Source organism: Paenibacillus sp. G2S3, from assembly GCF_030123105.1.
Classification (GTDB): Bacteria; Bacillota; Bacilli; order Paenibacillales; family Paenibacillaceae; genus Paenibacillus_AQ.
Genome location: NZ_CP126095.1, coordinates 6,467,662 through 6,480,780 on the forward strand (window position 1 = coordinate 6,467,662; position 13,119 = coordinate 6,480,780).

13 protein-coding genes are annotated in these 13,119 nt (G+C 42.9%); 5 read left to right on the plus strand and 8 right to left on the minus strand.

What is annotated here, in order from left to right; genetic code table 11:
- Positions 1-125 precede the first annotated feature (125 nt).
- The 3 genes from QNH28_RS28590 to QNH28_RS28600 all read left to right on the plus strand — a co-directional run bounded on the left by QNH28_RS28590 (position 126) and on the right by QNH28_RS28600 (position 3,437).
- Positions 126-1,094, plus strand: coding sequence for a Gfo/Idh/MocA family protein (locus QNH28_RS28590; protein ID WP_283909498.1), 969 nt, complete (start codon positions 126-128; stop codon positions 1,092-1,094).
- Positions 1,095-1,327: 233 nt separating this feature from the next.
- Positions 1,328-2,536, plus strand: coding sequence for an MFS transporter (locus tag QNH28_RS28595; RefSeq protein ID WP_283909499.1), 1,209 nt, complete (start codon positions 1,328-1,330; stop codon positions 2,534-2,536).
- Positions 2,537-2,594: 58 nt separating this feature from the next.
- A complete protein-coding gene (locus QNH28_RS28600) occupies positions 2,595-3,437 on the plus strand; it encodes an aldo/keto reductase (RefSeq protein WP_283909500.1) in 843 nt (280 codons plus the stop codon).
- 74 nt (positions 3,438-3,511) lie between these two features.
- Here the strand turns inward: QNH28_RS28600 and QNH28_RS28605 are convergent, their stop codons facing one another.
- From QNH28_RS28605 to rlmN, 4 genes are all read right to left on the minus strand, one after another.
- A complete protein-coding gene (locus QNH28_RS28605) occupies positions 3,512-4,441 on the minus strand; it encodes an AEC family transporter (RefSeq protein ID WP_283909501.1) in 930 nt (309 codons plus the stop codon).
- A gap of 162 nt (positions 4,442-4,603) precedes the next feature.
- Complete coding sequence (gene greA / locus QNH28_RS28610; RefSeq protein WP_042131553.1) at positions 4,604-5,083, minus strand: transcription elongation factor GreA; 480 nt, start codon at positions 5,081-5,083, stop codon at positions 4,604-4,606.
- 217 nt (positions 5,084-5,300) lie between these two features.
- Positions 5,301-5,588 carry a DUF6509 family protein gene (locus QNH28_RS28615; RefSeq protein WP_042192802.1) on the minus strand — a complete coding sequence of 96 codons (288 nt, stop codon included), beginning with the start codon at positions 5,586-5,588 and terminating at the stop codon, positions 5,301-5,303.
- 78 nt (positions 5,589-5,666) lie between these two features.
- Positions 5,667-6,737, minus strand: coding sequence for a dual-specificity RNA methyltransferase RlmN (rlmN, locus tag QNH28_RS28620; RefSeq protein WP_283909502.1), 1,071 nt, complete (start codon positions 6,735-6,737; stop codon positions 5,667-5,669).
- Between the two features lie 156 nt (positions 6,738-6,893).
- Between rlmN and QNH28_RS28625 the strand changes: the two genes are divergently transcribed.
- Positions 6,894-7,955: an endonuclease/exonuclease/phosphatase family protein gene (locus QNH28_RS28625; protein ID WP_283909503.1), complete on the plus strand. Its 1,062-nt coding sequence runs from the start codon at positions 6,894-6,896 to the stop codon at positions 7,953-7,955.
- A gap of 23 nt (positions 7,956-7,978) precedes the next feature.
- On the opposite strand, the gene QNH28_RS28630 is transcribed toward QNH28_RS28625, so the two are convergent.
- The 4 genes from QNH28_RS28630 to QNH28_RS28645 form a co-directional block, all read right to left on the minus strand.
- On the minus strand, positions 7,979-9,271 hold the full coding sequence (locus QNH28_RS28630; RefSeq protein WP_283909504.1) for a polysaccharide deacetylase family protein: 1,293 nt from the start codon (positions 9,269-9,271) through the stop codon (positions 7,979-7,981).
- Between the two features lie 5 nt (positions 9,272-9,276).
- Entirely contained in the window at positions 9,277-9,999 is a 723-nt protein-coding gene (locus QNH28_RS28635) for a hypothetical protein (RefSeq protein WP_283909505.1), read from the minus strand.
- 177 nt (positions 10,000-10,176) lie between these two features.
- Positions 10,177-10,839 carry a glycosyltransferase gene (locus QNH28_RS28640; protein ID WP_283909506.1) on the minus strand — a complete coding sequence of 221 codons (663 nt, stop codon included), beginning with the start codon at positions 10,837-10,839 and terminating at the stop codon, positions 10,177-10,179.
- A 135-nt stretch (positions 10,840-10,974) separates the two neighbouring features.
- Positions 10,975-11,331 carry a nucleotide excision repair endonuclease gene (locus tag QNH28_RS28645; RefSeq protein WP_060626127.1) on the minus strand — a complete coding sequence of 119 codons (357 nt, stop codon included), beginning with the start codon at positions 11,329-11,331 and terminating at the stop codon, positions 10,975-10,977.
- A gap of 289 nt (positions 11,332-11,620) precedes the next feature.
- Here QNH28_RS28645 and QNH28_RS28650 point away from each other — a divergent pair, with 289 nt between their 5' ends.
- On the plus strand, positions 11,621-13,111 hold the full coding sequence (locus QNH28_RS28650) for a peptide MFS transporter (RefSeq protein WP_283909507.1): 1,491 nt from the start codon (positions 11,621-11,623) through the stop codon (positions 13,109-13,111).
- Positions 13,112-13,119: the final 8 nt, after the last annotated feature.

Genomic DNA, 13,119 nt, shown 5'->3' on the forward strand with positions numbered 1-13,119 from the left:
ATTTGACGAATCCAGAACCCCTAGCTATACTGTAGACGATTATTTTGCACATTTTTTATTATATTGCACAAATGTGCTGAATATCAATTTATAATCAAACAATCTAAACATACGAGGTGCTAACCATGAGCAATCTAAAGTGGGCAATCATCGGCCCGGGAAGTATCGCTACTGAATTTGCGACTGCTCTAAATGACATCGGTGGAACTTTATATGCGGTAGGATCACGGACCTTAGAGAAAGCCCAGGCGTTCGCGAGCCAATATGGAGCGGAGAAGGCTTATGGCAATTACAACGAAATGCTGCAAGATCCAGAAATTGATGTCGTCTACATCTCTACACCACATAGCAATCACTACGAATACATCATAGAAAGCCTGCAGAATAACAAACATGTCCTCTGTGAAAAGGCGATCACCGTAAATAGTAAACAACTGCAGGAAATCGCCGAGCTTGCTAAACAAAAAAGCTTAGTCGTCGCAGAAGCTATGACCATCTACCATTTGCCACTGTACAAAAAGCTACGGCAAATCGTGGATGAAGGTAAGATCGGACGCCTCAAAATGGTGCAGGTCTCCTTTGGCAGCCATAAAGAATATGATGTGAACAACCGTTTCTTCAGCAAAGATCTGGCGGGCGGAGCGCTGCTGGATATTGGGACGTATGCCATATCCTTCACAAGATTCTTCCTGTCCAAACAGCCACAGGAAATTCTAACGACAGTGAAACGTTTTGAGACAGGCGTCGATGAACAATCCGGAATCATTCTGAACAACGATGCGGATGAAATGGCAGTCATCTCCCTTACCATGCGCTCCAAAATGCCTAAACGCGGCGTCGTTGCTGGAGAACTTGGCTTTATTACTGTAGACAATTTTCCGCGGGCCTCTACAGCTACAATTCAATATTTAGATGGCACCCTAGAAACGATCGAAGCCGGAGATACATCCAAAGCGCTGCAATACGAAATCGAGGATATGCAGCGCTATATCGCGGCAAAAGGCAACCAGGAAACCCTCAATCTCTCCATAGATGTCATGGATATTATGAGTAATGTTAGAGAACAATGGGGAATCAAATACAGCTTCGAATAAACTGAACACTATAGATCACGCATCAAAGCGTTGGCATTCCCTTCAACTGAAGGAAGCCCGACGCTTTTTTTGCGGATAATATTCTAGAAATGGATGACAATATCTTTAGATGATATCTTATAGGTACTTTTTAGTACCTATAGCACTTTAAAGTACGTACTATACTTAAATGACTCATGCCTTCATAATTGCACTTACCGGCCGGTGATTATCAGAGTGTAGGAGTGAGAGACATGTTGTTAAACCAAAAAAGAAGTACCCTGGCACTCCTGGCTTTAGCCATTAGCGCCTTTGCAATCGGAACGACCGAGTTTATTAGTGTAGGGCTATTGCCTTTAATCGCTGATGACCTGCATATACCGCTGACCACAGCAGGATTAACTGTTACTTTGTACGCTTTAGGGGTAACTTTTGGCGCCCCAATCTTAACGTCGCTGACCACGGCGATATCGCGTAAAACATTATTGCTTATCATTATGATTGTGTTTATTATCGGCAATAGCCTTGCCGCAGCTGCGGACAGTATTACATTTCTGCTAATAGCTAGAGTAATATCCGCACTTTCGCATGGTCTGTTTATGTCGATTGCTTCGACCATTGCCGCCGATCTCGTGCCTGAGAATCGTAAAGCCAGTGCTATTGCGATCATGTTCACAGGACTAACCGTAGCTACTGTTACCGGTGTTCCACTGGGTACCTTTCTAGGGCAACAGTTAGGCTGGCGAGCTGCATTCATCGCCATTATTGCCATCGGGCTTATAGCGCTCATCGGTAATCTGATCTTGGTCCCTGCTACAGGGCTGCGTAAAGGAACCCGAACACCGCTTCGAGAACAAGTCAAACTCGTAACGAACGGACGGTTACTGCTCGCGTTCGCAATCACTGCTTTAGGTTATGGAGGTACCTTTGTAGTCTTTACTTATTTATCTCCACTTCTTCATGAAATCAGCGGTTTCAAAGAGAGTACCGTTGCCATCATCCTTCTTGTTTATGGCATAGCGATCGCCATCGGCAACGTCATTGGAGGCAAAGTAGCCAACCGGAACCCTATGAATGCCCTGTTCTACATGTTTGCTGTACAAGCTGTTGTGCTGTTCGTCTTAACCTTTACCGCTCCCTTTAAAGTGGCCGCACTACTCACAATTTTCTTTATGGGTCTGTTAGCCTTCATGAACGTACCCGGCCTGCAAGTTCACGTAGTTACACTTGCAGATCGATATGCTCCGAGTGCGCGAGATGTAGCATCTGCACTGAATATTGCTGCTTTTAACGCTGGTATTGCCATCGGGGCCTATCTTGGCGGTATCGTCACGGATCATATGGGACTGATTCATACCACTTGGGTGGGTGCTATAATGGTTCTATCCGCGGTACTCCTAACCGCTTGGAGTCGTGCGCTGGAGAAGAAAGATGAGACTCTTCTCCAGTCTGAGGCTGCTTAATCAGCCTTGCATTAACATACCAATCAAACGTTTAAATATCTCAGGAGGTAATTTTATTATGGCTCAACATCTACAGGATACAACTGCATTACACAACAGAGTAAACATGCCTTGGCTTGGACTTGGTGTATTTAAAGTCGAAGAAGGCTCTGAGCTGATCCAAGCGGTCAAATCTGCTATTGCACACGGCTACCGCAGCATCGATACAGCAGCGATCTATCAGAATGAGACTGGCGTAGGTCAAGCGATCAAAGAAGCTTTGCAGGACAACAACCTGTCCAGAGAAGAGCTCTTCGTAACTTCAAAGGTCTGGACTGCAGATATGGGCTACGAAGAAACCATGGCCGCCTACGAAGCTAGCCTAGCTAAGCTTGGGCTTGAATACCTTGATCTATATCTTATCCACTGGCCTGTAAAAGGAAAATATAAAGAGACTTGGAGAGCACTTGAAACCTTGTATAAAGAGGGACGCGTAAAAGCGATTGGGGTCAGCAATTTCCAGATCCATCATCTTGAAGATGTAATGAAGGATGCGGAAATTAAGCCGATGGTAAACCAAGTGGAGCTCCACCCTTATTTGAGCCAGCAAGAGCTGCTTAGCTTCTGCAAGGAACAAGGAATTCAATTGGAGGCTTGGTCTCCATTAATGCAAGGGCAATTGTTGGATCAGCCCGTACTGAAACAAATTGCAGCTAAACACGGTAAATCCGTAGCTCAAGTGATTATCCGTTGGGACCTGCAGCGTGGAATTATTACCATTCCAAAGTCCACTAAAGAAAATCGGATCATCGAAAACGTAGATGTGTTTGATTTTCAGTTAACAGAAGAGGATATGAATCTAATCAACGCCCTGAACCAAGATCAACGGGTAGGTCCTGACCCTGATAATTTCGACTTCTAAGAGATTAACCACTAGGTTAAGTAACAGTTAAAAAGACCCTATCTTTCAGAAATGAAAGAGGGTCCTTTTTGTCTTTACGCCCCTTGCACTAGCACAATAAGGATCGGCAACACAAGAAACGAAGCAAGCGTCGTCCATAAAATACATTTGGATACCAGCTCTGGAGAGGCGTTGAATCGCTCCGCTAATACCACCGCGTTGACGGCAACTGGCATAGAGGCCAGAATCAGCAGCACAGAGAATAAAATACCATCAATATGCAGAATAGATAATCCGAGGTATGCCACTAGTGGAGCTAAGATTAATCGAATAATCAGCCCTGTCCAAAAAGTTGACTGGCTCTTGTGTTCAGATGGCATGGTTCGTACTTTAACCATCTGTGCTCCTAGAATCGCTAGTACGACTGGTGAATAACCTCCAGCAACCATAGAGACCCCTGTAGCAAGCTCAGATGGTAAATAGAGGTCAAATGTTCTAAGAAAAAGTGCTAGTATAGCTGCATAAATGGCAGGGAGAGAGAATACGGACTTTACCGCATTTTTCACCGAGAACTGCGACCTAGCCGCAAAATAAACGCCCACTGTATTCACGATAATCATCTGCCCAATCACATACACAGAGGCCTTATCGAGCCCAAGCTGTCCGAAAGCCAGCAACACCAAGGGAAGTCCATAATTCACACTATTCGTAAATGTCGAGACCAGAGTCAATCCCGATATTTCAGAGGGGCCGAGCTTCAATAACCTCCCGATAATATTTGCAATCGCCCATAAAAAGCACAGATTTAGCAGCGAAAAGGCGAGTGTCTTATAAATATCATCCATAGAAATCTCGGCCGTAGCCAGTGTATTAAGAATAATAGCCGGCGTTAAAAAGTATAAATAGAGCGTCAATAACGGCTTGGTATCCAGATTTTTAAACCTTCCAAGCAGTGCACCGACGATCACAGGAATGGATAATGGCACGATGACTTGATACAACGTTGATAACACACTCTGGATCATGAACAGTACTCCTCTGCTCTAAGTTACTCTAAACTATAAGCGCAACAGAGCAAGACTTCTAAGATATGAAATCAATATACACAATAGCTATTACCTATAATTTAAAAAAGATCCCATCCCCTTATTAATCACAGGGCTGGAATCTTTTTTTATAATACTCAATTACATCATTTTGATTTCAAGCAATTCATATTTGATGATACCCATTGGTGCATTTACACTAACGATATCCCCGACTTTTTTACCCAGCAATTCCTTGCCCAGCGGACTTTCATAGGAAATCTTGTTGTTTAGGACATCTGCTTCAGCAGCCCCTACAATTCTATATTCAATCTTTTCTGAGTATTCGATATCGTTCAGGGTAACGATACAACCCATACTAACCTTTGACAGATCCATCTGACTCTCATCTACGATCTTGGCTTTGGTCAGCATTTTCTCCAAAATCATAATACGAGTCTCCATGAACGATTGATCGTCCTTGGCCGAATGGTACTCGCTATTTTCCTTCAAGTCTCCATAGCTGATCGCCAATTTGAGCCGTGCAGCCAATTCCTTGCGCCCAGGGCCCTTTAATTCCTTCAGTTCTTCCTCTAATTGAGCCAATCCTTCTTTGGTCAAGAACACTTCTTCATTAGACATGTATACAACTCCTATTTTGGATGCTTTATAATATTTTAACCTATATTTCACATTCATGCGACAAGCATAAACGCCTTCGGCGTCCTTGTAAGGACGGTAAGCGTTTAAGCGAGAAATATAAAAATTAAAGTATAGGTGCAAAACCTATACTTTCTTATATTTAAATAAAAATCCCTGCCACAATTGAACATTGGGCAAGGATGTCAATGCTGCATCATTATTCTGGCAAATGCTCTTTACAGAAAAGGAGTAACGCTGCTTCCTCGTCCTCTTCCATATCAAAATCAAGCAACTGGCCTGTTGTTGTCTCCTGTAGATCATAACTCACGATGCTAACTTGATCTTCATCCACTTTAATAATCGCTCTAGCGGAAACTCCATTCTCTACATAGAGCTCATCATCTTCTGGAACATCCAGTTGAACCACGAATTCATACCGTTTACCGGTTAGTATACCAAAAGGATCTTTAACATTCTCCACGTTGTAGCTTGTAAATGTCAACATTGCTCAATCAACCTCTTTTCCTAATACCTGCCACGTCATTGTATCACAAAAAGCTGCATGAAGGGGTCGACCCGTCCCTTAAGCCATAGCCTTCGACTTCTTGATCTGTTTGCTTCGCAATTGTCCGCAGGCAGCATCAATATCTACACCATGCTCCAGACGAGTGCTTACGCTGACGCCCTGTTTCTTCAAGGTATCAAAAAAGGCTCGTACGGTCTCCCGCTCGCTTCTTTGATATTGACTGTGCTCATCGACTGGATTATAAGGAATCAAGTTCACATTGACGAGCTGGCGCCGATCGCCGATTAGCTCAGTCAGCTCAAGCGCATGCTCCTTGCCGTCATTTACATCCTTCATCAGAATGTACTCTAACGTAATTCTGCGATTTGTTTTTTCCAAATAATAATCGATGGACTCCATCAGCTTCTCAATTGGAATGGCCTTGTTAATCTTCATAATCTTCGTCCGCAGCTCATTATTAGGCGCGTGAAGCGATACTGCCAGGTTCACCTGTGTATTCGCATCCGCAAATTCAACGATTTTATTAGCAAGCCCACTCGTCGATACAGTAATCCCTCTTCCTGCGATCGCAAGTCCCTTGTGGTCCTTAATAATCGATAAGAAATTGAGCAGGTTCTTGAAGTTGTCGAACGGTTCGCCAATTCCCATGACTACAACGTGACTAACCCTTTGCTCGAGGTTTGCTGCATCCAGATGCTGCTGAACCTTCATAATCTGCTCTACAATCTCACCGCTGGAAAGATCGCGACTCTTCGCTAACAGTCCACTAGCGCAAAAGCTACAGCCGATATTACATCCAACCTGAGTAGTGACACATACGGACAAACCGTATTTCTGTCTCATGAGCACCGTCTCGATCAGGTTGCCATCCTTTAAACGGAACAGGAACTTAATCGTCCCATCCGCAGACTCCTGCTTCACATGTTCTTCCAACGTATGGATCACATAGTGCTGCTCCAATAATTCTACACAATCTTTATTTACATCGAGCATTTCTGAGAATTCTGTAATCCGCTTCCGATAAAGCCAATCCCAGACCTGCGTAGCTCGAAATTTTTTATGTCCACGTTCTAACAGCCATGCCGCCAGTTGATCAAAAGTTAATCCATAAATGGATTCCATATTCATTCGTTATCCTCTTTTCAAAACATTAAAGTTCAGTCCATCACTACTCATTGTCTCAAATTTTTTTTATTTAAACAAGGGGAGTTGTAGCCAAGCGTCGAAGTTTACACCATTAGAAGTCCGTTCTATGAAATTACATCTGAGGAGAGATCGAATCAAATGAGCTCAACAGCAATAAAAATCATCGGCTTTGCCCTTCTAGCTGCCGTTCTAATCTTTGGCGGCTTTTTACTGTATATTACCATTACCGATTATAAGCCGAAGGAGACTACTCCGCTAATGGTAAACCATAATCAGGAACAAGTGATGAAGCAGGGAGAACCTTTTGCGATAACCACCTTTAATATTGGCTATGCTGGGCTGGATAAGGATCAGGACTTCTTTATGGATGGCGGGACCAAATCACGTTCAAGCAGCGAGGAACAAACGAAGACAAATCTTGAGGCAATAGCTTCTGTAATGACCACTTCAGGCTCGGATCTATTCATGTTGCAGGAGGTGGACGTCGATTCTTCCCGTAGCAACCATATAGATGAGGTCTCCTTGTTATCGAATACCTTCTCTGATTACAGCAACGTATTCGCGACGAACTATAAGGTACCTTGGGTTCCGATTCCGGTTCTTGATCCGATGGGCTCAGTGAATAGCGGTTTATTAACCTTATCTAAATTCGGCAGCACAAGTAACGTTAGATATGATCTTCCGGGAAAAGAAAGCTGGCCTCGTCAACTGTTTGAGCTTGACCGCGCCTTTATGGAGAGTAGATTTCCCGCTGATAACGGCAAAGAACTAATCTTGATCAATCTTCATTTATCGGCCTTTGACCAAGGTGGAACGATTCGTAAGCAGCAATTAGAATATCTCTCAACTTATATTCAGCAAGAGAATGATAAAGGCAATTACCTCATCTTAGGCGGAGACTGGAATCATTCTTTACCGGGCACAACCCCTGAAGCCTTTGAGACTACACAAGCTTGGCCGGAATGGCTACAGCAGTTCCCTGAAGATTTCAAACCGGAGGGCTTTCAATGGGCTGTCGATGCTAAAGTACCGTCCGTCCGGACACTTGATGTAGCTTATTCAGAAGGTGTGAACTTCCGTGCTGTAATTGATGGCTTCCTAGTTTCACCGAATATCACCATAAGTGGCGTTCAGGGCCATGACCTATCTTTTGAACACAGCGATCATAACCCTGTAACAGCTACTCTTATTCTAAAATAAGACCCAAGCATGGATCATTGATGTTATTTAAAAATGACGAATTTCATATTTTTCCCTTGTAGATACTGAATGATAGCAGGCAATGCCTCTACGGTAATCTTCTTTTCGTGAAAGAGATATACAGCACCAGACGGATCAGTATGATGAACAAATTGAATGACATCTTCTGGGGTCTTGCGTCTCCAATCCTCAGAATCACGATTCCATAACAATACCTTCATCTGCTGTTCTGTCACTTTGGCTGCTAACTTATCGTTAATCGCACCATATGGCGGCCGAAAAACAGTAATCGGCGATTGAGTGATTTGCTCTAATGCCTGGTTAGCCTTCGCCAAATTATTCTGATTCTCGTTAACCCCATTGTCGGTCATCTTGCTATGATCCCACGAATGACTTCCAATCGACATCTGATGTTCACTCGCATACTTCACCGCTTCCACATTACGGGCGACCTTATTCCCAACAAATAAAAAGGTGGCTGCCACCTCATGTTCTACTAGAATATCTACAATTTCTTTCGTATACTTCGACGGGCCATCATCAAATGACAAGGCCACGTAACCTTTAGGCAAGCTATATGTGTATTTATTCCCGGTTAATTTAATCTCCTCATACCGCTTTGTCTGTTCTTGAGGAGGCTCTGATGGTTCTGGTGTAGGTTTAGAAGCTTCTGGCGTAGGCACAGACTCATCTTGCTGGATAGGGGTCGGTTCTATCTTGCCAATAGGAGGAATGAACGGTAGAGAGACAATTTGCTCGATTTCCTCAGCGGCCCCAAGCAAGGGACCTTCCAATCCTTCTGCACGGTCCATATCTTGACTACCCATTCGAAGCGACAACAATACAACTACTAAACAAGCGAACATGATACTCTGCAGTCTAAGTCTTCCAACCCGTTTTTTGCTCTTCTTTCTTAGCCTACGTGCTGGAGGTATAGAGGGTGGCGTAGTTTCAACAGTCATCTCTTCCTGTACATGGGGATCGTCCACTTGCTTTAATTGAAGAAGCTGAGACACATAGAATTCAGAGCAGGCAAAATACATGGTTTCGCTGAAGGTTTGGTTCATGATAATCAGTGTGCTGTAATAACTATTGCGAAATGGATCCCACTTCGGATACAATGACAATCTCATTCTTTCCCCGAAATAGGGAGCCAGCGCGTTAAGTTGTTCATATGTAAATTCATCTATGGTTAGCATGCGTCTGGCATACCCGATATCACGGGTTAAACCTATCTCAATCTGATAACCGGCCTGTTCATGCTCAAGCGACAGCAACTCAATCATTAGAACAGTACTCGGTTCATTCATTGCCATGAATCTTATGTATCTCCGTTTTCGTCATTTCGTCCCGCCAGCGTGCTTCCATTCCCAAAAGGGACGGTCATACGATTGGTAAAATCGCTGATCATACCGGAGAGATATGCTTTTTCTTGGCGGATCGTATCGTATTTCTGTCTTAAATGCGCGTTCTCAGTTTCAATCCGTCCGAGCTTCTCTTCCAGATCATTCATCTTCTTGAGCTTCTCTGCATGAGCTTCGTTATGCTTTTGGATCAGATTTACATACTTTTGATGCTCCAGATCAATCGTACTTTTTAATTCTTCAATCTCTGCAGTGAGGGTAGTCTGAAGCTCGCGATAATCCTCCAGCACTTGATCGACTTTCAAATTCTTTTCAATCAATTTATGCTCGAGCTCTCGAACGTTCTTCTCTCTTTCCTCAATCACTTTATTGAGATTCTTCATATCCCGGTTCAAACGTTCAACATGGCTGCTGGAATGCGTCAACCGATCCTGAAGTTCATTAATATTCGTCTCGGCATGCTGTCTGGCCTGAATGATCTGCTCCACGGAGAAGATCAAATCGAGTGATTTTTTATCAAGCGGCGCTTTCCCCGTAGTAACCACTCCTGCTAAAGTCTCGCCAGCCACCTGGTCTTCTACTTCCTCGCCCTGCTCTTCTAATAATTGCACCTTTTGAACCATACCCGGTTTGGACTGCTTATCCACTGAATCTTTCTTTTTAAAAAAGGGAGAAATCATTGATCTTATCACCTCAATTATAAAAAAATGTCAAAAAATGTCGAGTGCCCACGAGTCTATTATAGTTTACTTATCTTGTCTGTAAGTGAGCCTTTATATCTAACTTTTTGAATTGGATCAAAAGACCTAAATTCTTGCCAATAACAAGAAAAAAGCACCCTTGCGGGTGCTCTGGCTTCAATTGAATTTATCAGGGAATTGTTTAACAATACCCTCGGTTAGTAGATCTCCAAACATAATTATATGCTCAAGCCCTTTATCGAAGGCGACGACTTCGGCATCCCAATCCTTCTTAGCTCTAGCTGTCACATCATCCGTAATTAGCTCCAAATGTTCATGCAGCATCTGTTTCAATTGTTCGTACGAATATTTGGAATTGTGTGCGCTAAGGAAGTTAGCAATGTCGTCAGCGTTGTTGTACCACTCATTATTGTATTTTTCCAAATCCGTCTGATTACCTGCTATTACAGCGGCAACGACTTTCCCGGCAATAAGGATATGCTCCCGTAATAATTGAGCTAGCTTATCCCCTACTGCCTCACCGTAATACGGCTTATAAATATTGCCTATCTCCTGCTGATTCTGTAGCAGTCTTGCCAGTACTTTCTCTTTGTCCTCGGAATTCGCAAAGGCGCTAACTATGTAGTTTTTCGTCCATATCACATGGTCGCTCCATCGCATCCTGAGATTATCTTTAAGCTCTATCACAGAGGGCGTAAAGCATTGCTTATGTGAGCTCTTTTTATCTCTAGCTGCAGCGTCGGCAGTTACGGGCATTACACTAACCCCTAGGAACATACACAACAAAATTAGCTTCGCAATCAAAAACTTAGACTTCAATATGACCTATCTCCCTTTTAAACATCTATTAGCTATCTTATATATTGTGTACCGATGCTCTTATTTCATTCCAATCTTCTTCTATATGCATAAAAAAAAAGCACCGTCATTGGACGGCGCCTCTCTTCCTTAAGCTTATCTAAACATCACTTTATCTACATTGTATTTAGATTTCAATTCATTAATGATATACGTTTCGTAGATCTCTCTATGAACAGGACTTTCGATTAAACATACATCAATTCTGGTAACCTCGTCCCGATGCAGCTTGATATCAGATACGGTATCTTCAAAATGTTTTTTGATTCTGGGTCTTAGCTTTCTCGCTTTACCTACAAACAACAACTCATCTTGATCATTGTAGAACATAAAGATACCGCCGTAATCTCTTGGAATCAGGTGGAAATCAGTGAATCCGTAAATGTTGCTTAGCTGCGGGTTAATTTGTTTAGTAATACTAACATCCACATTAGGAATGGTTATGTTGATCATTTTAGCTCACGTCCTCTTTCTATATAGGAGTAAATAGTATCATAAGTTAGCCTTTTATTCTATCTTTCACACCTTTGGTTAAAATACACCATCTCATTCCGGATTAAAAATACAATAAAAGTAAATTTTAAATTCCCGCTGGAAATATTACTAAAAAATATGACATTATTCAGAACCTTCTCGTCAAAAGGTTGTGATTTTCCTCATGAGGGTATTATAAATATTAAGGTAGTGTAGTGTTGTGTTAACTTCATGAAAAGAGCAATTAGCATCTAGGAGGATTTGATTCATGTCAGCAACAGACAGGCAAAAAATTGTAGATAGTGTCCCTCAAACCGGATTTTTTGGCCATCCAAAGGGACTATTCACACTCTTCTTCACTGAATTTTGGGAACGGTTTTCTTATTATGGCATGAGAGCGATCCTTGTTTACTACATGTATTATGAAGTAAGCAAAGGGGGGCTCGGATTTCCAGAAGATATGGCCCTTTCGATTATGTCTATCTACGGATCACTCGTATATATGTCTGGAATTATAGGTGGATGGCTTGCGGATCGGATTTTCGGGACTTCAAAGGCTGTCTTTTACGGTGGCGTATTAATTATGTTCGGGCATATTTTACTAGCCATACCGGGCAATGCCACACTATTCTTTGCTTCGATGATTATGATCGTGCTTGGAACCGGACTACTTAAGCCCAATGTATCAAGTATTGTAGGCGAAATCTACAGCGAACAAGATAACCGCCGCGACGCTGCTTTCAGCATTTTTTATATGGGTATTAATCTCGGCGGATTCATCTCTCCACTGATTGTAGGTGCTGTAGGTATGAATAATTTCCATCTCGGTTTCTCGATTGCCGCGGTGGGTATGTTTATTGGATTAGTTGTTTACATTGTGACTCGCACCAAAAATCTGGGTCTAGCAGGTACAATTGTACGCAACCCGATTCCAGCCGAACAAAAGAAAAAATTGTTTACTTGGATTGGTATTGGACTAGTTGTGCTTGCTGTATTAGTTACGGTCGGCATTTTTACTGGAGCACTTACCTTTGAGACTTTCATTAAGATCGTAGGAGTGTTAGGGCTACTTATTCCTACGATGTACTTTATTGTGATGTACCGCAGTCCCAAAACAACAGCTGTAGAGAGATCACGGATTCTCGCGTACATCCCTTTATTTATCGCTTCGATTATGTTCTGGGCGATCCAGGAACAAACTGCGACGGTTCTAGCGAGCTTTGCTGATAAGCGCACCCAGTTGGATTTTGCAGGTATACACATTTCTCCAGCCTGGTTCCAGTCGCTTAACCCACTATTTATTATCGCCCTTGCACCTGCATTTGCATGGATTTGGTTAAAGCTCGGTAACCGTCAACCAACGATTCCTCAAAAGTTCTCGCTTGGTTTATTGTTTGCCGGTCTGTCCTTCCTAGTAATTCTGGTACCGGCTTACTTCGGTGGAGCCAATTCACTGGTGAATCCATTATGGCTGGTTCTCAGTTACTTTATCGTCGTCATTGGGGAGCTATGCTTGTCACCTGTTGGCCTCTCGGCAACGACCAAGCTGGCGCCTGCTGCTTTTACTGCTCAGATGATGAGCATGTGGTTCTTGTCCAATGCTGCCGCGCAAGCTATTAATGCTCAGATTGTAAAGTTCTATACCCCGGATACCGAAATGCTGTACTTCGGAGTCATCGGTGGAGTTGCCATTGTGCTCGCGGTAATTCTCTTCCTGTTCTCTTCTAAGATTCAGAATTTCATGAAGGGTATACGATAAACATAAAA